Below are 18,321 nucleotides of genomic sequence, written 5' to 3'. Positions count from 1 at the left end.
GCGCGGCCGTCATCGCGTTGTGCGCTAGAGATTGGTCACGCGCTCCGGATCGGCTGATGCGAGCGCAGCGGCGCGTTCGGCTTTCGGCGGATAGATCCAGATGGTGTTGATCTCTCGCTTCGTCTTCTTGGCGACGTCGCCGACCATCTCGACCTTGCGATCCCAGCCACGCGTGAACAGTGCGCCGGCTTCGCCGAGATCGAGACAGGTGACGTAGGCCTTCTGGTGGTACGGCCTGGTCGGAACGCCGAGCAGCTCGGCGGCGGCATTGTTGCCTGCAAAGGCGCCCATCCGCGTGGCGTGCTGGCACGACATCAGCGCGTAATTGCCCTCGCCGTCGCAGGCGGCGCGGGCCGCATCGCCGGTTGCGAAGACGCCCTCGACGCCCGGAACCCGCAAACAGGGGTCGACCAGCAACCGGCCGAAATTGTCGCGCTCGGCGGGAATTTGCGCCGTCAGAGGGGCGGCACGAATACCCGCCGCCCAGATCACGGTCTCGGTTTCGATGTGTTCACCGTTCGACAAGGTGACGCCGGATTTATCGAGCGAGGCGACGCCGGCACCGAGACGGGTCTCAACGCCGAGCTTGCTGAGCGCGCTTTCGATGATCGGTCGAGGACCTGCGCCCATGTCGGGTGCGATCGCGCTATTGCGCTCGACGATGATGACGCGAGTCTTGGCATCCGGGCCGAGGATTGCGCGCAGCCGCGCCGGCATTTCGGTGGCCGCCTCAATGCCGGTGAAGCCGCCGCCGGCGACGACGACCGTGTCGCGTCCGTTCGCGGCCGGGCGCTTGGCGAGGCCGTGCAGGTGCTTGTCGAGCGTAATCGCATCGTCGAGCGAATCGACGCTGAAGCCGTGCTCGGCAAGACCCGGAATGTTCGGGCGGAACAGCCGGCTCCCGGTGGCGACCACGACACGATCGTAAGAGAGCGTCTTCTTGGTCCCTTTCGCCGTGGCGATCCTCACCATGCGGGATTGGGTTTCGACCGTCTCGACGCTGCCCTGAACGTAGGTGACGTCGATCGCCTTGAGCACATCGAGCAGCGGTGCCGTCAAGGTCTCCGGATTTTGTTCGTAGAGTCGCGGGCGGACGACCAGCGTCGGCTCGGGTGCGACCAGCGCGATCTCGAGCTCGTCGGGCGAGACGCCCTGGATCTCGCGCAGCCGGGCAGCGGAAAGAGCGGCATACATGCCGGCGAAGCCGGCGCCGATGATGACTAGTCGCATTGACGTTCTCCTCTGGTTGATCTTCCTGGACACAGGCGCGTTGCCGCCGCCGCTACTGGTTTGCGGCAGATCCTGTTGCGTTCAGCAACGATGCGAAGGGTTGAAGCGAGCTTGCAGGCGGTTAATGCAGGGGGCAGCCGAGCGGCTGCGAGTTTTGCGGCCAGCCCTGACGAATGACGATGGAGGGCGCGGGCTTGCGGCCCCAGTCCTGGTAGGGAAGGCGGAAGCTGTCCCCGGTCGCGACAGAAATTACCGAGTGAGCATGTTGTACGGATTGCGGCAGGATGTCCGCCTCTTCACCTGCGGCTGACGTGAAGCGGACAGTCAGCGAAAGTCCGTACACGACCGCGGTCGCGAGACCCTTGCGTGAAGAGGTGGTTGCCAGCCGGTGGACGAAATCTTTCCCGATCATCATCTGTCTCCGTCGTGGGATTGGACATGGTGATGATCTAACCGATCGGGCGTGCCGCTGCCCCAGAGCGATTGCTGCCGCTATAGAGCGATTGCTGCTAACGCATGCGCCTGCGCCAATCGCTCGGCGTCTCGCCAGTCAGCTTCCTGAATGCCGCGGCGAAAAGCGGTCTGGGAGGAATAGCCGAGCGCGGCAGCGATCGAGACGACCGACTCGTCGGTGTCGTGCAGCATCCTCATGGCCTGCTCCAGGCGGTGCTGGCGCAGCCAGGCATGCGGCGAAAGCCCGGTGCTTTCCTTGAATGCGCGGCAGAAATGGAAGCGCGACAGGCCGGCGTCCGACGCCAGCGCGGCGAGCGAGACGTCCGTGTCGATATCCGAACGCAGGCGCTCGATCGCGCGGCCCATCGTCGCCGGCGACAAGCCACCGATCACGGGCTGGACCCGGGCTCGCACCGGGCGGGCTTGCAGCTCATTGACGTGTCCCCGCTATCGGGAAGAAGCTGCTGCTCGAAAGCGATTGTCGCTAACGCGAGTGGCGCCTGCGCCACTCGCTCGGCGTTTCGCCAGTCAGCTTCCTGAATGCCGCGGCGAACGCCGTCTGCGAGGAATAGCCAAGCGCCGCAGCGATCGAGACGACCGGTTCGTCGCTCGCCCGCAGCTTGTTCATGGCCTGCTCGAGCCTATGTTGGCGCAGCCAGGCATGCGGCGAGAGTCCGGTGCTCTCTTTGAAGGCGCGGCAGAAGTGAAAGCGCGAGAGGCCGGCATCGGATGCCAGCGCATCGAGGGAGACGTCTGTATCGCTGTCCGAGCGCAAGCGTTCGATCGCGCGGAGCAGGACCTTCGGCGACAGTCCGCCCATGGTCGGATGGAACGTGGCCGGCGCACCTGTGTGCGCAGCCAGGACGCGTGTGGCGAGAAGATCCGTCACCTGATGCCGGAACAGCGCATCCAGAACCCCGTTGCCTTCGAGCGCATCCGCTGCACTCAAGAGCAGTCTGGACGTAACGGGGTCAGGGTGCGCCGTCCGCTCCATGAGGTCGGTCGCTCCCGCGATCCCGGCTTCGCCGGCAATGCGCTTCAGTGTCGCATTCGGAAGGTAGAGTTGAACGACATCGACGGGCTTCGGAATGTCCCATCGGGAGCTCGATCCTTCCGGAATGATGATCACGACACCGGGGCGAAAGGTGCCGATCGAAACCGATTTTCCCGACCGGCGCTCCATGCGCTGTATCACGCCGTTATACGCCATGATCACGTGGTGGCTCATGGGCTCGACGACGTCATGCAATGGATCGTGGTTCCAGTGCGCGATCCCGGCGCCGGAGGAGTCCAAGGCCATGCGGGTCGGTTCGGTCCTGAGCACCCGCGCCATCTCCCGGCCGGCGGTGCGCGGCTCGGACATCGTGCTATCGGCGGGTTGCGCGCCAGGGGCGGGCGGCTGGCCGTTGGGCGAGGGATTGCGCAAGGGTGCGGTGCTCCCGGTCATTGCGTAGCTCCTTCTGATCGCTAGCTGCCTCAGATCACGTTCCGTATTTGTACGGGTCGGCGCGGGTTCTATCCGGCGCGGAGGCTCCGGGTCTTGCCTGAAACGGTTCTGTATTGCCCGATCCTGCTCCAGGCAATCGCGCGGTTTCGCAAACGCACGATGAGGGACGATGAGCTATGGTCCCGGCTCCACGGGCGAAGCTTGGCGCCGCGCGGTCCTCTTAACCGATCAGAAACCATCTCAAATGATCGGAAAATTTTAACCGAAACGACTTAGCTGCCTGCGCGTCTGTTCGTCGGAGGGCCGTCTGATGACAGAACGCCAGTTGAGAGAGCAGGAATTCCTGATCGCGCGTTATCGGCATTTGGCGCGCGAAGTGACCGACCCGCTTGCCGCGCATCTGCTTCACAGCATCATCGAGGAGCTTGAGGCCGAGCTGCGCAAGGAAAGTCCGGATCGGCACGGACCGGGTCATTAGCCGTTTCTTGGCGCTAATGATGCCAATTGTCGGCGTGACAATACCCGGGGGGATACTGCTCCCATGTTGAAGGACGGCACCTACGCGGCGTAGTACAAGACGCCGCTCGACCAGGGGACCGGGATCGTCCATGTCGCAGACGGCCGGATTTGGGGCCGGGACAGCCTGATGACGTATCACGGCTCCTGCCAGGTCGATGGCGACCGCTTCACCGCGACCGTATCGACCAAGCGCCACACCGATGGGCGTGCAACGGTGTTCGGCGTTGAAGATGAGCTCACGCTGGACATCGAAGGACATTGTCCCGGCAAGATCGCGAGTTACACCGCGACGGCACAACAGGTGCCGGGAATGATCCTCCATGGCACGCTCATTCTGACGGAACAGCAGCCGCCGGCACGTGAACGAACCGAGCCGGTGCCAGCGTTCAATCCCGGCAAGCTGCCGAAATTGCCGAAGCGCTCGCGCTGATAGATGCATTCATCGCGACGAAATCGCTCATCGTCTCGACTGGCCGCGGGCCAGCTCCGAATCCAGCGCCATCTGCGGCGCTTCGTTATTCTTCCTCCGGCCAGCCGCGGGCGAGTATCGCCGCCTGTTTCAAGGTGATGCTTCGGACCAGCGGATCCGCATGACGGTGCACGAGTTGCCAATCCGTGCCGTCCTTGCGGTAGACTTCGGTCACGCGCAGCGACCAGTCTTGAGCCGGCAACCCGCCCACCTCGGCGCGCTGTCGCTCGACCATGACGAGAGCGACGAACGCGTCCGATGCATAGGTTTGCAAAACCTCAAGTTCGGTTTCGCCTTCCCTGAAGTCCCGCGATAGGGCAGCCAGACGCTGGGGGCTAGCGTCGAATCCGCGACTCGTAGGCCCGCCGAAGGGCTGCATGAGCGTGAAATCCGGCGCAATGCGGACAAGCTGGGACCAGCGATCCATATCGCCACGCATGAAGGCGGCATTTTTCTCGCGGGCGCGTTCGATGAGGCCCGCTATCGCGTCGCTCCCAGCGGCCGCATCGGCCGAAAGCTGACCGGACAGAGGGATTGCAGCGGTAGCGGCCATCATCGAGCGCCGCGACATCTTTTCCTGGCCGCATGGCCACCTGTTCAGCCCGGACGGTTCCTTGGTCATTTCTCAGCTCCTGGTGGAACGACGAGCCCCATCCATGAAGCCTTGATCCCGGTGAATCCAGCGATATGATTTCAGCAATATGCTGAACCAAATTGATCTATCCAGGATCGACCTCAATCTCCTCGTGCTCTTCCGCGTGGTTCTGGAAGAGCGCCATGTCGCGCGTGCAGCCGCTCGGCTGAGCCTGACGCCGTCGGCTGTCAGCCATGCGCTTGGCCGGCTCCGGCTTCTGCTGAATGATCCGCTGTTCTTGCGGACACCGAAGGGCGTCGTTCCAACGGCACGGGCCTTGGAGCTCGGGGAGCCGTTGGCCGAGATCATCGCACGTGTCGAACAGCTGATCGGCTCGGCTGCACCGTTCGACCCCGAGAAAAGCAGCCGCCGGTTCACGATTGGCGCTCCCGATGCCGTACTGGTCTCAGCAATCGGTCCGCTGTTGCGATCGATCGCGACTGCGGCGCCCAACGTCGACATCGGGCTGATCCACCTGATGCCTGTGCCGCGCGGTGGCGCGATTGGAGAGCCTTGGCAGCAAAGCCTCGAGATGCTCGAAAGACGCGAGCTCGACATCGCAATGCTGCCGCTGCCGGCGGTATCACCGCGCTTCGAGGCGCGCAGGCTTTACGAGGAGGAGTTCGTGCTGGCCATGCGCAAGGGACATCCCTTGGCAAAAGCGCCAACCCATGCCGCGTTCGCGCGATCACAGCACCTGCTGGTCTCTCTCAGTGGCGAACCGCGCGGTTTCGTCGATGAGATGTTGGCAAAGCGCGGCCTCGAACGCCGCATCGCCTCGACTGTCCCGAATTTCATGATGGCGCTGGTCCAGCTTTCAGGGTCTGATCTGATCGCCGCATTGCCGCGCCGACTGGTGGAGCACCACGCCGGCCGTTTCGGCCTGGTGTTTGTCGAGCTGCCTTTCGCGCGCAAACCGGATACGATCCGGGCCATCGCGACCAAGGCGGCGATGAAGGACGCCGGCATCGCGTGGCTGATGCAGGTTGTGGTCGGCTCGATCGGAGCAGACCGGCGCTAGAATCCAGTCTGAACCCAATAGGCGTTCATCTCGGCAAAGGAACGGCGTTGTGGTGCCGCGCCTGCGGTGGCGTATCTGGGTCCTCCCGCACCCGCTTCTCAAATCGCCCGGAACTGTTCATTGTGCCGGCTCGAAACGAAGAGAAGTGGAGCAGCATCAATGACGGAAAGGGTCTCGCGCCGCCGGTTTGCCAAGCTGGCGGGATTGTCCGCAGCCGGGATTGCGAGTCCCCTTGTCGTCGAAGCCAAGCCGGCAGCGCCGCCGCGCAACGGAAGCGGCTTCCCGGCGGGCTTCGTCTGGGGCACGGCGACCTCGTCCTATCAGGTCGAGGGCGCGGTCAACGAGGACGGTCGAGGGGCCTCGATCTGGGACAGGTTCGTCCGCATCCCCGGCAAGATCGAGGACGGCACCACCGGCGACCGCGCCAACGAGCATTATCACCGCTACAAGGAGGACATCGCGCTCATCAAGGAGCTCGGCTGCAAAGCCTATCGCTTCTCGGTGGCCTGGCCGCGGGTGTTTCCGGACGGCGACGGCAAGCCCAACCCGAAGGGGCTCGACTTCTACAATCGTCTCGTCGACGAGCTCCTGACGAACGGCATCGAGCCGTGGCTGACGCTCTATCATTGGGACCTGCCGCAATCGCTCGAGGATCGCTTCGGCGGCTGGCGTTCGACCGAGACCTGCAAGATCTTCGGCGACTATGCGGCCTATGTCGCCGAGCGTCTGACCGACCGCGTCAAAAACGTGTTCACGCTGAACGAGAGCGGCCGCTTCGTTTATTTCGGCTACGGCATTGGTATCGACGCGCCGGGCTTGAGGCTGCCGCAAGCCGAGGTCAACCAGATCAGGCATAACAGCGCGCTGGCGCACGGGCTCGCAGTGCAGGCGGTGCGCGCCCATGGCCGCCGCGGCACCAGAGTGGGGCCGGCCGAGAACATCGATGCCTGCGCGCCTGCGATCGACACGCCGGAAAACGTTCGCGCCGCGGAGATCGCGCTGCGCGAGATGAACGCCGGCTATCTCAACCTCATCATGACGGGCCGCTATACCGACGCCTTCCTGAAATACGCCGGAGCCAACGCGCCGAAATACACCGATGCGGAGCTCAAGATCATTTCCTCGCCGGTCGATTTCCTCGGCCTCAACATCTACGCGCCGCAAAACTATGTGGTAGCCTCCGACCAGGGCGCGGGCTTCATGCCGCTGCCGATCCCGAAATCTTTCCCGCACATGAATTCGGACTGGCTGCGTGTCGGGCCTGAGACGATCTACTGGGTGCCGAAGCTGGCGGCAAAGATCTGGAAGACGGATGCGATCTATATCAGCGAGAACGGCACCTCCGGCGACGACGTGGTGAGGCCCGACGGCAAGATCTACGACACCGACCGCATCATGTACTTGCGCAACTATCTCGCCCAGCTCCAGCGTGCCACCGCTGAGGGCGTGCCGGTGCGCGGCTATTTCCTCTGGAGCCTGATGGACAATTTCGAGTGGGTGTATGGCCTCAACAAGCGTTTTGGGCTGTACCACGTCAATTTCGAGACCCAGGTCCGCACGCCAAAGCTCAGCGCCAGCTTCTACCGCAACGTGATCGCGAACAACGCGGCGGGGGCGTAGCTCTTCTCCCTCTCCCCGTTTTTACGGGGAGAGGGCAGCGTTGAGGGGCTCTATCCGCGAGTCCGTCTGTCACCGCCCTTGCCGAAGCTCCCCCTCACCCGGATTTTCCGCTGCGCGTAAAATCCGGCCTCTCCCCGCGAGCGGGCAGAGGCGAAGGAGGCGCTGCGCGTTGACTCACCTCCTCCATTGATTCACAACGCTCTCAACACCCATAAACAAGAGGACGACGCCCATGGCCGACGCACTCATCATCGATGCCTGCCGGACCCCGCGGGGCATCGGCAAGGCCGGCAAGGGCGCCCTCTCGGGCATTCATCCGCAGCAACTGGGCGCAACGGTGCTGCGCGCGCTCGCTGATCGCACCGGCATCGACACTGCCGACGTCGACGACATCGTCTGGGGCTGCAGCGCGCAGGTCGCGACGCAAAGCGGCGATCTCGGCCGCATGTCGGCGCTCGATGCCGGCTACGACGTGCGCGCCAGCGCGGTGACGCTCGACCGCTTCTGCGGCAGCGGCATCACCAGCGTCAACATGGCCGCCAGCTCGATCATGGCAGGCACTGAGGATCTCGTCATCGCCGGCGGCTGCGAGATGATGTCGATGGAGGGACGCCGCGGCGGCGGTCCGATGATGATGGACGGCGGCAATCTGCGCCTGCGGGCCAAGCATCCGCAGTCGCATCAGGGCGTCTGTGCGGACGCCATCGCGACGCTGGAAGGCATCACGCGAAGGGATGTCGACGCGCTCGGCCTGGAGAGCCAGAAGCGCGCAGCGCATGCGATCGCGAACGGCCATTTCAAGAAGAGCCTGGTGCCCGTCCACCGCGAGGACGGCAGCCTCGCGCTAGATCATGAAGAATATCCGCGGCCGCAGACCACGATGGAAGGCCTCAGCAGCCTGAAGCCTGCGTTTCCGGCGATCGCCGACTACGCGCTCGACGACAAGGGCACGACCTATCGCGGCCTGATCCTGCAGAAATACCCTGATCTGAAGATCGACTTCGTGCATCACGCCGGCAACTCCTCCGGCGTCGTCGACGGCGCCGCCGCGATCCTGCTGGCCTCGCCCGCCTACGCCAAGACCCATGGCCTTAAAGCCCGCGCTCGCGTGGTCGCGATGGCCAACATGGGGGACTCGCCGACCCTGATGCTGAACGCGCCGGTGCCGGCGACGCGCAAGGTGCTGGCGAAGGCGGGCCTCACCATCGACGACATCGACCTGTTCGAGATCAACGAGGCCTTTGCCGTGGTGGCGGAAAAATATATCCGCGACCTCAAGCTCGACCGCGCCAAGGTCAACGTCAACGGCGGCTCGATCGCGCTCGGCCATCCCATCGGCGCCACCGGCTCGATCCTGATCGGCACAGTGCTCGACGAGCTCGAGCGGCACGACTTGAGGCGTGGTCTCGTCACCATGTGCGCCGCCGGCGGCATGGCGCCCGCCATCATCATCGAGCGCATCTAGCTTATTTTTCAGGGTGAATCGCGACCGGCCTCTCACAAAGAGGCCGGTCGTCGCTTGTCGAAAGCTACGAATCAGTTCTAGCAAGGTGGCGTGCGGGCCTTTGAAACAAGGCAAAAACCGCTGCCCGAGGCTTCTTTCGCTCCGGAAGTCGCTAAAAAGCAGGGTTTTTTGTCACAGGGGGCCAGAAAAGCCCGTAAAATCGCGACAAAACTGTGCAGAAGGCTATAGGCCTTCAACGGTTGGTCTAATATGCAACCGGCAACGAATCAGAGGAGACACGATGCCAACCCAAATGTCCAAATCGCAGTTGATCGAAAAGATTGCGACCGCCACCGAGCTTTCCAAGCGTGACGTCAAGAACGTCATGGAGACGCTGACCGACGTCGGCCACAAGGAGCTCAAGAAGAACGGCCTGTTCCTGGTGCCGGGCTTCGCCAAGTTCGTGGTCATCAAGAAGCCCGCGACCAAGGCGCGCAAGGGCACCAACCCGTTCACGGGTGAAGAGATGATGTTCAAGGCCAAGCCGGCCCGGAAGATCGTCCGCGCCCGCCCGGTCAAGGCCGCCAAGGACGCCGTGTCCTAACAACGCAAAGGCCCCCTCGAACGAGGGGGCCATTCGTTTGGGGCAGCCGCGAGGGCTCGAGACGGAGGGCTCAACCCTTGCGGCACTTCACCCGGACCGGGACCGGCTGAAGTCGCGGCTCAGGCGCCGCAAGCGTATCGCGAACCCGGTCGATCGCGCGATCGAGCAACTGGCGCAGCCGCTGCGTCTTCCGCGATCTCTTTGCTCTTTCCAGCAGTTTCTTCATCGCGTCTACTCCGCCGCTTCGACCTTCGAATTGACCTGGGCCTCGGCCGGCTCGAGCGCCGCGGCGATCGCCTCGTCGACGCGCTCCAGCCAGATGAATTCGAGGTTGTCCCGCGCGCTCTTCGGGATGTCGTCATAATCCCGCTTGTTGCGCGCCGGCAGCATCACCCGCTTCAAGCCGGCAGCAGCCGCAGCCACCACCTTCTCCTTGATGCCGCCTACGGGGAGCGCCAGGCCGCGCAGCGAGATCTCGCCGGTCATCGCGGTGTCGCTGCGCACCGTGCGATTGGTGAGCAGTGACGTCAGCGCCGTGAACATCGCAACGCCCGCGCTCGGCCCGTCCTTCGGGGTTGCGCCCGCGGGGACGTGAACGTGGATGTCGCTCTTCTCGAACGCGTGCGGATCGATGCCGAGCTGCGAGGCTCTGCTCTTCACCAGCGTCAGCGCAGCCTGCACGCTCTCGCGCATGACGTCGCCGAGCTGACCGGTCAGGATCAGCCCGCCCTTGCCGGGCACGCGCGTCGCCTCGATGAACAGGATGTCACCGCCGACCGGTGTCCAGGCCAGGCCAGTGGCCACCCCGGGAACGCTGGTGCGCAGTGCGATCTCGCCTTCGAAGCGCGGCTGGCCGAGCACGGTGGCGATGTCCTTCGGCGTCACCACGACCCTCGTGGTCGTGCCTTCGGCGACCTGCACCGCGGCGTGGCGGAACACCTTGCCGATCTCGCGCTCGAGGTTACGCACGCCGGCCTCGCGGGTGTAGCCCTTGACGATCAGCTTCAGCGCCTCCGTCTCGATCTCGGCCTGCTCCGCCGAGAGGCCATTGGCCTCCAGCTGCCGCCGCACCAGATAGCGCCGCGCGATCTCCAGCTTCTCGTCCTCGGTGTAGCCGGCGAGGCTGATCAGCTCCATGCGGTCGAGCAGCGGACCCGGGATCTGGTCCAGCATGTTGGCGGTCGCGATGAACACCACGCGCGACAGGTCGAAGGGCACGCCCAGGTAATTGTCCCGGAACGTCCCGTTCTGCTCGGGGTCGAGCACCTCCAGCATCGCGGCTGAGGGATCGCCCTGCACGCCGCGGCCCATCTTGTCGATCTCGTCCAGCATCATGACGCAGTTGCGCGCGCCCGCCTTCTTGATGCCCTGGATGATATTGCCGGGCAGCGCGCCGATATAGGTGCGGCGGTGGCCGCGGATCTCGGCTTCGTCATGGACGCCGCCGAGGCTGACGCGCACGAAGGGGCGATCCATCGCGCGGGCGATGGACTGGCCGAGCGAAGTCTTGCCGACGCCGGGGGGGCCGACGAAGCACAGGATCGGAGCCTTGCCGTGCGGGGCGAGCTTGCGCACCGCCAGATATTCGATGATCCGGCTCTTGATCTTCTCGAGGCCGAAATGGTCGGCATCCAGGATGGCGCGTGCCTCCTTGATGTCGATCGGCTTCTCCTCGGGCAGGGCCCAGGGCAGCTCGATCAACCAGTCGAGATAGGTGCGGACCATGCCGGCTTCCCCGGCAGCCTCCGGCATACGCTCGTAACGGCGCAGCTCCTTCTTGGCATGCGCCTCCGCCTCCGGCGGCATGTTGGCCTTGGCGATCGCGGCCGTCAGCTCGGTGACCTCGGCCGCCTTGCCGTCGCCTTCGCCGAGCTGGCGCTGGATGGTCGCCATCTGCTCGCGCAGGATCGCCTCGCGCTGCCGCTCGTCGAAAGAGGCGCGGGTCTGCCGGCCGATTTCATTGCTGATGCGCAGCACCTCCAGCCGCTCGGCCAGATGCTTCGACACCTTCTCCACGCGAAGAGCGATGTCGATGGTCTCCAGCACCTCCTGCTTGTCCTGCGGCTTGATGTCCATGAACGAGCTCGCCAGATCCGCCAGTGCACCGGGCGCGCTGGTGCCCTGGAACACCGCCGCCAGCTCGGGCGGCGCCTGCGGCAGCAGCTCGATCGCCTCGATGGCCTGGCGCTGCAGGTTCAGCGCGCGCGCCTCGATCTCGGGCGAGGTCGTGGTCGGCTCGGGGATCTGCTGGAAGCGCGCGGACGGGAACGGCGTCCCCGGCAGGAAGTCGAGGATGCGCGCGCGCTGCACGCCCTGGCAGACGATGTGGTGGGTACCATCGGGCGCGGTGATGTAGCGCACGATGTTGGCGATGGTTGCGACCCGATAGAGGTCGTCCGGCCCGGGGTCGTCGGTCTCGGGGCTGCGTTGCAGGACGATGCCGATCGGCCGCTGTTCGCGCAGCGCCTGCTGCGCGGCGGCGATGGACTTCGCCCGGCCGATCGTGATCGGCGCGATGGCGCCGGGAAACAGCACCATCTCGCGCACGGGGACGATGATCAGCGCGTCGTCGGGGATCTTCACGTCGTTATTGGTCTGTTCGTTGTTCATCTGTTCGTTGGCCATGATCGACCTCAGGATTTGGCGAGGCGCAGTGCGACGCAGCCGTCCATCACGAAGCGGCTGATTGCGTAGCGGCCAAGGGGCAATGCAATGCGGCGCTCAAAACGCCCCTGCGGCAGCTCGAGCCGATGGATGCGGGCGTTGCGAAGCTCCGGCGGGAGGGTGCGCTGACCGGAGATGATGAGAACGCCGTCATGGATGACCGTCTCGACATTGTCCGGATTGACACCGGGAAGCGCCACCAGGATCAGGAGCTCACGCTCGGTCTCGAGCACGTCGATCGGCGGCTCCCAGCAAGCTTCCTGGCGGCCGAACTGCTGGCGCAGCCGATCGGCGCGGGTCAGCGAGTCCAGGGCTTCGGACAGCATCCAGTCGAGGGGATTTTTGGGTTGCATGATGCGGGCTCGGGGGTGGGAAAGCCTGCATATGGGGCCGGTTCCCGGGAAATCCAGTGCGGTGGCGCCGATGTGCCATGCGCCGTCGTGCGATCAAGACAAGCGAACGCCGCGGCATGGGCCGCGACGTTCCCTCCTTGCCAAGGGCGCGGCCAAGGAACCGGGTCAGGCCGCAGTGCGATACTCTTCTTCCGCTTCGAGATTGATCACGGAGGTGGCGAGCTCGGTCAGGGCGTGATCGGTCGCCTCTTCCTCGTCCAGCGTCTCCTGGAGCAGCCTTGCTGCGTCCTGCATGCCGAGCTCCTCGGCCCAGGTGCGCAGCGTGCCGTAGCGGGAGATCTCGTAATGCTCGACCGATTGCGCCGCTGCGAGCAGTCCGGCATCGAGCGCCGGCGCTCCCTTGAACTCCTTCATGATCTCGGCGCCCTCGTCGGCAATGCCGTTGATGGCCTCGCAGGGCTTGCCGCGTGCAGGCTTGCCCAGCATCTTGAAGACCTGGTCCAGCCGCTTGACCTGGCCCTGGGTCTCGCGCAGATGCTTGTTGAAGGCGGCTGCCAGCTCCTTCGATTGCGCTGCCTTCGCCATCTTGGGCAAGGTCTTGATGATCTTATTCTCGGCGAAATAGATGTCCTTCAGCGTCTCCAGAAACAGGTCGCTGAGCATCTTCGGCGCCTGACGCGGCCGGCGCGCCGCGGTCTTCTTGGTTGTGCGTTTCTTCGCTCGTTTAGCCATACGTCCTCCTCTTGAGGTGACACGGGAAGGCGTCGCCTTCCTCAATCCTCGGGCGATCAAAGCCGCACGAAGAACGAAAGTTCCAAACTGCAACCGGCGTCCGCGGCTCGCTCAGGTCGGGCGCTTGTAGGGGTCTTCCTGGCGCTGTCGCTCTTCCGTCGCACGGTCGAGGCGTGCCCGCTCGCTGCGGCGCAGGTGGCCGGCCTTCATCACCCCGTAAACGAGGACCCCGCCGAGGACGAACGCGCCGATGAACCAGAGCCAGAGCAGGTTGGCCGAGAGGTGGCCGAGCAGCATTCCGATTCCACTGTCGCTCATTGTCGTCTCCAGTGATTTCCAAAGCGGCTTTGCTGGGCTAAGTCTGCCCGGCAGCCATCGTTCCAAGGTCCGAGGACCACGCCGACACATGCTCGACTTCGCCCTGTCCGCCTTCGTCACGACCACGCTGCTGCTGTCGGGCGGTGCCGGCTATGGCGCGAAGCTCGCGATCATCATCGCGGTATCGCGGTGGTGCTCGCGGTTTGCCTGCTTTGCATGTTGTGCTTCGTCTCAGCTCGCCTGATCGGGCGCACTGGAAATGCCGTGCTCTCACGTGTGTTCGGCATGCTGCTCGCCGCCTATTCGGTACAGTTCGTCATCAACGGGATCGCGGCCGTCCGGGCGAGCCTGTCGTAGCGGTGCGACAATCCGCTAATCTGTTGATTTTGCGGTCTGTTTCGGGGAGCGGGGACTCCGTCGACGAGACCGGGCGCGATCCGGTCGCTTTCGCTTGCGCTGCCGCATTGCTTTGACGTACTTCCCCTCTAGCAAACGTCCATCGCCAAGAAGCCGAGAAGAAACCGAGATGTCGATGACAGCGGACGAACTCGACAAAAGGCAAGCCATCATCGACGCCTGCCGCCGCATGAATGCGCTCGGCATCAACCAGGGTACATCAGGAAATATCAGCGTCCGGCATGTGGACGGGCTCCTGGTCACGCCGACCAGCGTGCCATATGACGACATGACACCGGACCAGATCGTCTTCATGACTATGGACGGCGCACACGCGCCCACCCAAAAGCCGTCCAGCGAATGGCGTTTCCATCGCGACATCCTGAAGTCGCGGCCCGACGTCAACGCCGTCGTGCATGCCCATCCGGCCTATTGCACCATCCTGGCGATCATGGGCATGGCGATTCCGCCGGTGCACTACATGATCGCGGCTGCCGGCGGCGACAGCATCCGCTGTGCGCCCTATGCGACGTTCGGAACCGAGGAGCTGTCAAAACATGCGGTGCGGGCGCTGGAGGGCCGGCTTGCCTGCCTGCTCGACCACCACGGCATGATCGCGATTGGCAAGACGCTGGACAAGGCGATGTGGCTGGCTGTCGAGGTCGAGACGCTGGCACGGCAATATCACGGCTGCCTTCAGATCGGACAACCGCCGCTGCTTCCGAGCGACGAGATCGAACGGGTTCGCCAGCGCATGGCCGGTTACGGCCTGTTGGAAGGGTAGGACGGGTAGAAGGTGTTCGTGCGGATCAGACATCTCGTCGATCGCAAGGGGACGAACCGCACCATGGTTCGGATGCGCGCCCTCTTGCGCAGCAACGAGTTCTACCTGATCCCGCTCGCGCTGGTGATCGGCACGCTCGCGGGCGCGATCGTGACGTTGATGGCCGAGATCGCCCAGATCGCGCACGTCGTGATCTACGGCATTCCCATCGACGTCCGCCTGTCCTCCAACGCGTATGTCAGTCCCTGGGCGGCGCTGATCGCGCCCGCGCTCGGAGGGCTCGCGCTCGGCATCATGGAATGGTCGCGGCGGCGCATGAAGATCTCGAACGCGGTCGACCCGATCGAGGCGAACGCGCTGCGCGGCGGCAATCTCTCGATGCGGGACAGCGTGGTGGTGTCGAGCCAGACCCTGATCTCCAACGGCTGCGGCGCCTCGGTTGGCCTGGAGGCCGGCTATACCCAGATCGGCTCGGGCATCGCCTCGCTGCTCGGCAAATTCTTCAATCTCCGCCGCAACGATCAGCGCCTGATGGTCGGCTGCGGCGCCGCCGCAGCGATCGCGGCGGCGTTCGGAGCCCCGATCACCGGCGCCTTCTACGCCTGCGAGCTGATCGTCGGCGTCTATTCGGTCGGCAGCGCCGCGCCGATCCTGGCGGCCTCGCTCGCGGGCGCCCTGACCGCGCAATGGCTCGGCGGCGCGCCATACTCGCTGGAGATACCCAAGGTCAGCGCCGTCGGCGTCGAGCAATATCTGGCGCTGATCGGGCTCGCCCTCGTCACCAGCGGCGTCGGCATCGCCGTGATGCGCTCCTCGCCGATGTTCGAGCGGCTGTTCGCCTGGTTGCCGGTCTGGCTCCGCCCGGTGTTCGGCGGTCTCATCGTCGGCGGATTTGCCATCGTCACGCCGCAGGTGCTGGCGGCCGGCCATGGCGCCATGGTGCTCGATCTCTTTCACGACATGACGATCGGCTTGATCGCGCTGATCATCGCCCTGAAGGTGACGGCCTGCTTGGTCTCGCTCGCCTCGGGCTTCCGCGGCGGCCTGTTCTTCGCCTCGCTGTTCGTCGGCAGCCTGATCGGGAAGTTCTTCGCCGAGTTGTTGGGACTGATCAGTCCGAACTTCGTGATCGATCCGCTGGTGGCGATGCTGACCGGCATGGCGACGCTCGGTGTCGCCATCGTCGGCGGCCCCCTGACGATGTCGTTTCTCGTGCTCGAGATGACCCGCAATGTCGACGTCACCGCCGTGGTGCTGGCCGGCTGCATCGTCACATCGATCTGCGTCCGCTTCATGTTCGGACACTCCTTCTCGACCTGGCGGCTGCATCTGCGCGGCGAGACCATCCGCAGCGCCAACGACGTCGGCTGGCTGCGCAATCTCACCGTCGAGCGCCTGATGCGCTCCGACGTCGGCAAGGTGCCTTCAACCACGACGATCGCCGCCGCGCGCCGCGAATTCGCGCTGGGCTCGCGGCCCGGTATCGTCATCGTCAACAATGCGGATGAATATGTCGGCCTCGTCCTGCTGCCCGACCTGTTCTCCAGCGACCTCGACACCATCGCCGACGACATCCAGGTGATCGAGCTCGCCCGCCTGATCGACATCGTGCTGATCCCGGAAATGAACGTGAAGTCGGCGATGGCGGTGTTCGACGAGGCCGAAGCGGAGATGCTGGCGGTGGTCGATTCCACCGACAGCCGCAAGGTGGTCGGCTTCCTCACCGAGAACTTCGCCCGCCGCCGCTATGTCGAGGAGATCGACAAGGCGACGAGGGGCGTGCTGGGGGCGCTGTCGTAAGCGCCTTTCTACCGCCCGGGTGGAGCAGCAACGACGCAGGCCACGATCCGGCGGACCAGTGGCAGGACCATGAGCAGCGTCGGAAAAGCGACGAGCCAGGACAGCGCCCAGGCGGCCGGCCAGGTCGCGAGGAACGCCGGCGTTGCGCCGAGGCTTCGCAGCGTCGAAATGACCGACACCACTGCCGTCATGAGGATGGACAGCACGAACGGCATCACGATCGGCGCATAGCGCGCCGGCAGTTTGCGAACCGCAATCATCTGATTTCTTTCGAGGAAAAGGACGCGTCGATCACGTTGAACCCTGCAAAATGGCATCGATCCCGACGGCGTCGGTTGATACGTTGGTTCACGTGAAACGCTTACGGCGACCGGAAAACGGCGCGGCTGTTCATTATCCGCTCAGGTTGGATGGTTCAAGCTGAATCGGGTCGTTCGGTTTACAATCGCTCAAAGCGTGGCAGATCGCCGCGATCATGAAACCATTTCAGTGGTTTGCGCGTTACAGACTGTTTGCTTACGTATGTGTTTGGGTGAAAGCAGAGGAAGATCAAGATGAGTGATGCACCGATGATTTCCGCAACCGGCCGCAGCACGGTCCTGGCCGCGTTCGCAAGCATGGCGCTGGTTGCAGTCTCGGTGTCGCCCTCGGCAGCGGCATCCTCGGCTTCGGCCCCGGCGGTGTCCGCAAAGGCTGCTGCGGCAGGTCAGGCTTCCGCCGGCGTCACCGATTTCAGCGCCCGACGTCGCCACTATTATCGACGTGGGCCGAGCGCTGCGGGCCTCGCCTTTATGGGCGCCGCCGCGGGTATCATCGGCGGGGTGATCGCCGAGCAGCGGCGCCGCGACTATTACGAGAACCGCTATTATTATGGCCCGCGTCCTTACTACGGCGGTCCGGGTTACTACGGCAGTCCCGGCTATTACGGCGGCAGTTCCTTTTACTACGATCCGGGCTACCGTTACGGGCCATATTGAACGCTCGTTTTCAACGCTGCCTGGATTGATTGCGAAAGGGCGGTGCCTTGTGCCGCCCTTTTTTGATGCTCGGTCCGCCCGTAGCCCGGATGGAGCGAAAGCGTAATCCGGGGCCACTCGCCCGGCATCTCGCACTGTCCCGGATTACGCTGGCGCTCCATCCGGGCTACGGGACCGAGCTGTGTCGCCACCTGTCAACCCGCCCGCGCAAAAATATTCCACTTTACCGAAATTCGGAAATGTCGTATGTAGCGCCCATCCCGGCTCAGTCTTGAGGGGCGATCATGTGGTCGTCATTGTCGCGAGCCGGGCTTGCGGTGGACGCAGCAGCGTCGGGCGCGAAAGCTTGAGGCAGGGCGGATTGCTCTCCGTGAGCCCNNNGCATCGNGCNGACGANCGGCGCTGTCAGGTTCGTCTCGNCTGTAAGTTTCGCAGCTCCGTCGACAGGGCTGGGAAAACTGCGGCGAAATGGCGGGCCGTGCGTACGGCAAAACCGTGTGGTCCTGGCCGTCGTTGCTACGNTCAAGCTCTTGCGGAGGCGGCAGTCGCGTCAACCGGNGCGNGTGCCGGTGANTTTCGCAAGCGCGAGGGAGGCCAGAAGGAACTCGGCTCCCGGGAGAGCACGGCATAAGCCGTCCGACCATCGCGCAGGGAAGGCCGAGTGATTGGCACCACCTGTATGCTGCTGTGCGGTTCTTCCTGCGTGTGCTTTCGCGCAGCGGACCGCGGGTGCGAGGTCAGCACCCGGCCTTCCCCATAGGCGTTAAGGTAGCGCGAGCATCGATTGATACGGACGGTTTCGAGGAGGCTCGCGCAAGTGCCGCCCAAGCGCTCGCTTTCTGCGGCGGAAGCAACG

At 64.4% G+C, this 18,321-nt stretch carries 18 protein-coding genes and 3 pseudogenes; 11 read left to right on the top strand and 10 right to left on the bottom strand.

Features of this window, described 5'->3' with window-relative positions:
• Positions 1-24: 24 nt before the first annotated feature.
• The 4 genes and pseudogenes from YU9_RS0121150 to YU9_RS0121135 form a co-directional block, all read right to left on the bottom strand.
• Positions 25-1,230: an NAD(P)/FAD-dependent oxidoreductase gene (locus YU9_RS0121150; RefSeq protein ID WP_027574592.1), complete on the bottom strand. Its 1,206-nt coding sequence runs from the start codon at positions 1,228-1,230 to the stop codon at positions 25-27.
• A 121-nt stretch (positions 1,231-1,351) separates the two neighbouring features.
• Complete coding sequence (locus YU9_RS0121145; protein WP_027574591.1) at positions 1,352-1,642, bottom strand: hypothetical protein; 291 nt, start codon at positions 1,640-1,642, stop codon at positions 1,352-1,354.
• Positions 1,643-1,739: 97 nt separating this feature from the next.
• Positions 1,740-2,085: pseudogene (locus YU9_RS0121140) on the bottom strand (helix-turn-helix transcriptional regulator); the annotation flags it as partial.
• 82 nt (positions 2,086-2,167) lie between these two features.
• Positions 2,168-3,130, bottom strand: coding sequence for an AraC family transcriptional regulator (locus YU9_RS0121135; protein WP_027574589.1), 963 nt, complete (start codon positions 3,128-3,130; stop codon positions 2,168-2,170).
• A gap of 310 nt (positions 3,131-3,440) precedes the next feature.
• Between YU9_RS0121135 and YU9_RS49140 the strand changes: the two genes are divergently transcribed.
• Both YU9_RS49140 and YU9_RS42120 read left to right on the top strand, forming a co-directional pair.
• Positions 3,441-3,608 (top strand): hypothetical protein, encoded by a 168-nt coding sequence (locus YU9_RS49140; RefSeq protein ID WP_198028279.1) that lies wholly within the window; start codon positions 3,441-3,443, stop codon positions 3,606-3,608.
• A gap of 123 nt (positions 3,609-3,731) precedes the next feature.
• Positions 3,732-4,079 carry a hypothetical protein gene (locus YU9_RS42120; RefSeq protein WP_245266467.1) on the top strand — a complete coding sequence of 116 codons (348 nt, stop codon included), beginning with the start codon at positions 3,732-3,734 and terminating at the stop codon, positions 4,077-4,079.
• An 85-nt stretch (positions 4,080-4,164) separates the two neighbouring features.
• Here YU9_RS42120 and YU9_RS0121120 read toward each other — a convergent pair whose 3' ends face one another.
• The gene (locus YU9_RS0121120) at positions 4,165-4,740 is read right to left on the bottom strand and encodes a DUF4440 domain-containing protein (protein ID WP_051380459.1); all 576 of its coding nucleotides are present in this window, start codon (positions 4,738-4,740) and stop codon (positions 4,165-4,167) included.
• A 79-nt stretch (positions 4,741-4,819) separates the two neighbouring features.
• On the opposite strand from YU9_RS0121120, the pseudogene YU9_RS51125 reads away from it, so the two are divergent.
• The 5 genes and pseudogenes from YU9_RS51125 to YU9_RS0121100 form a co-directional block, all read left to right on the top strand.
• Positions 4,820-4,969 (top strand): annotated as a pseudogene (locus YU9_RS51125) (LysR family transcriptional regulator); the annotation flags it as partial.
• A 78-nt stretch (positions 4,970-5,047) separates the two neighbouring features.
• Positions 5,048-5,773 (top strand): LysR substrate-binding domain-containing protein, encoded by a 726-nt coding sequence (locus tag YU9_RS0121115; protein WP_371259180.1) that lies wholly within the window; start codon positions 5,048-5,050, stop codon positions 5,771-5,773.
• Between the two features lie 159 nt (positions 5,774-5,932).
• Entirely contained in the window at positions 5,933-7,393 is a 1,461-nt protein-coding gene (locus YU9_RS0121110; protein WP_027574585.1) for a GH1 family beta-glucosidase, read from the top strand.
• Between the two features lie 232 nt (positions 7,394-7,625).
• Positions 7,626-8,858, top strand: a complete 1,233-nt coding sequence (locus YU9_RS0121105) for an acetyl-CoA C-acetyltransferase (protein ID WP_027574584.1) — start codon at positions 7,626-7,628, stop codon at positions 8,856-8,858.
• A 280-nt stretch (positions 8,859-9,138) separates the two neighbouring features.
• Positions 9,139-9,441, top strand: a complete 303-nt coding sequence (locus YU9_RS0121100) for an HU family DNA-binding protein (RefSeq protein WP_027574583.1) — start codon at positions 9,139-9,141, stop codon at positions 9,439-9,441.
• Positions 9,442-9,672: 231 nt separating this feature from the next.
• Here YU9_RS0121100 and lon read toward each other — a convergent pair whose 3' ends face one another.
• The 4 genes from lon to YU9_RS0121075 form a co-directional block, all read right to left on the bottom strand.
• On the bottom strand, positions 9,673-12,066 hold the full coding sequence (gene lon, locus YU9_RS0121090; protein ID WP_027574582.1) for an endopeptidase La: 2,394 nt from the start codon (positions 12,064-12,066) through the stop codon (positions 9,673-9,675).
• Between the two features lie 8 nt (positions 12,067-12,074).
• Positions 12,075-12,458: an Hsp20/alpha crystallin family protein gene (locus YU9_RS0121085; protein WP_027574581.1), complete on the bottom strand. Its 384-nt coding sequence runs from the start codon at positions 12,456-12,458 to the stop codon at positions 12,075-12,077.
• 165 nt (positions 12,459-12,623) lie between these two features.
• Positions 12,624-13,190, bottom strand: a complete 567-nt coding sequence (locus YU9_RS0121080) for a ferritin-like domain-containing protein (protein ID WP_027574580.1) — start codon at positions 13,188-13,190, stop codon at positions 12,624-12,626.
• A gap of 111 nt (positions 13,191-13,301) precedes the next feature.
• On the bottom strand, positions 13,302-13,508 hold the full coding sequence (locus YU9_RS0121075) for a hypothetical protein (protein ID WP_027574579.1): 207 nt from the start codon (positions 13,506-13,508) through the stop codon (positions 13,302-13,304).
• Positions 13,509-13,623: 115 nt separating this feature from the next.
• Between YU9_RS0121075 and YU9_RS42115 the strand changes: the two are divergent.
• The 3 genes and pseudogenes from YU9_RS42115 to YU9_RS0121055 all read left to right on the top strand — a co-directional run.
• Positions 13,624-13,865 (top strand): annotated as a pseudogene (locus tag YU9_RS42115) (MarC family protein); the annotation flags it as partial.
• Between the two features lie 169 nt (positions 13,866-14,034).
• Positions 14,035-14,688 (top strand): class II aldolase/adducin family protein, encoded by a 654-nt coding sequence (locus tag YU9_RS0121060; protein ID WP_198028278.1) that lies wholly within the window; start codon positions 14,035-14,037, stop codon positions 14,686-14,688.
• Between the two features lie 12 nt (positions 14,689-14,700).
• Positions 14,701-16,488, top strand: coding sequence for a chloride channel protein (locus YU9_RS0121055; RefSeq protein ID WP_027574577.1), 1,788 nt, complete (start codon positions 14,701-14,703; stop codon positions 16,486-16,488).
• 8 nt (positions 16,489-16,496) lie between these two features.
• On the opposite strand, the gene YU9_RS0121050 is transcribed toward YU9_RS0121055, so the two are convergent.
• Positions 16,497-16,748, bottom strand: a complete 252-nt coding sequence (locus YU9_RS0121050) for a DUF2798 domain-containing protein (RefSeq protein ID WP_027574576.1) — start codon at positions 16,746-16,748, stop codon at positions 16,497-16,499.
• 294 nt (positions 16,749-17,042) lie between these two features.
• On the opposite strand from YU9_RS0121050, the gene YU9_RS0121045 reads away from it, so the two are divergent.
• Positions 17,043-17,465 carry a hypothetical protein gene (locus YU9_RS0121045; protein ID WP_027574575.1) on the top strand — a complete coding sequence of 141 codons (423 nt, stop codon included), beginning with the start codon at positions 17,043-17,045 and terminating at the stop codon, positions 17,463-17,465.
• The last annotated feature ends 856 nt before the right edge of the window (positions 17,466-18,321 follow it).

The organism is Bradyrhizobium sp. WSM1743 (genome assembly GCF_000473065.1).
Taxonomy (GTDB): domain Bacteria; phylum Pseudomonadota; class Alphaproteobacteria; order Rhizobiales; family Xanthobacteraceae; genus Bradyrhizobium.
This window is presented reverse-complemented; position numbering and strand designations above follow the sequence as displayed.

Coding starts and splice junctions, on each gene's coding strand:
- YU9_RS0121150 (WP_027574592.1), bottom strand. CDS start 1,230: ATGCGACTAGTCATCATCGGCGCCGGCTTCGCCGGCATGTATGCCGCT.
- YU9_RS0121145 (WP_027574591.1), bottom strand. CDS start 1,642: ATGATCGGGAAAGATTTCGTCCACCGGCTGGCAACCACCTCTTCACGC.
- YU9_RS0121135 (WP_027574589.1), bottom strand. CDS start 3,130: ATGACCGGGAGCACCGCACCCTTGCGCAATCCCTCGCCCAACGGCCAG.
- YU9_RS49140 (WP_198028279.1), top strand. CDS start 3,441: ATGACAGAACGCCAGTTGAGAGAGCAGGAATTCCTGATCGCGCGTTAT.
- YU9_RS0121120 (WP_051380459.1), bottom strand. CDS start 4,740: ATGACCAAGGAACCGTCCGGGCTGAACAGGTGGCCATGCGGCCAGGAA.
- YU9_RS0121110 (WP_027574585.1), top strand. CDS start 5,933: ATGACGGAAAGGGTCTCGCGCCGCCGGTTTGCCAAGCTGGCGGGATTG.
- YU9_RS0121105 (WP_027574584.1), top strand. CDS start 7,626: ATGGCCGACGCACTCATCATCGATGCCTGCCGGACCCCGCGGGGCATC.
- YU9_RS0121100 (WP_027574583.1), top strand. CDS start 9,139: ATGCCAACCCAAATGTCCAAATCGCAGTTGATCGAAAAGATTGCGACC.
- lon (WP_027574582.1), bottom strand. CDS start 12,066: ATGGCCAACGAACAGATGAACAACGAACAGACCAATAACGACGTGAAG.
- YU9_RS0121085 (WP_027574581.1), bottom strand. CDS start 12,458: ATGCAACCCAAAAATCCCCTCGACTGGATGCTGTCCGAAGCCCTGGAC.
- YU9_RS0121080 (WP_027574580.1), bottom strand. CDS start 13,190: ATGGCTAAACGAGCGAAGAAACGCACAACCAAGAAGACCGCGGCGCGC.
- YU9_RS0121075 (WP_027574579.1), bottom strand. CDS start 13,508: ATGAGCGACAGTGGAATCGGAATGCTGCTCGGCCACCTCTCGGCCAAC.
- YU9_RS0121060 (WP_198028278.1), top strand. CDS start 14,035: ATGTCGATGACAGCGGACGAACTCGACAAAAGGCAAGCCATCATCGAC.
- YU9_RS0121050 (WP_027574576.1), bottom strand. CDS start 16,748: ATGATTGCGGTTCGCAAACTGCCGGCGCGCTATGCGCCGATCGTGATG.
- YU9_RS0121045 (WP_027574575.1), top strand. CDS start 17,043: ATGAGTGATGCACCGATGATTTCCGCAACCGGCCGCAGCACGGTCCTG.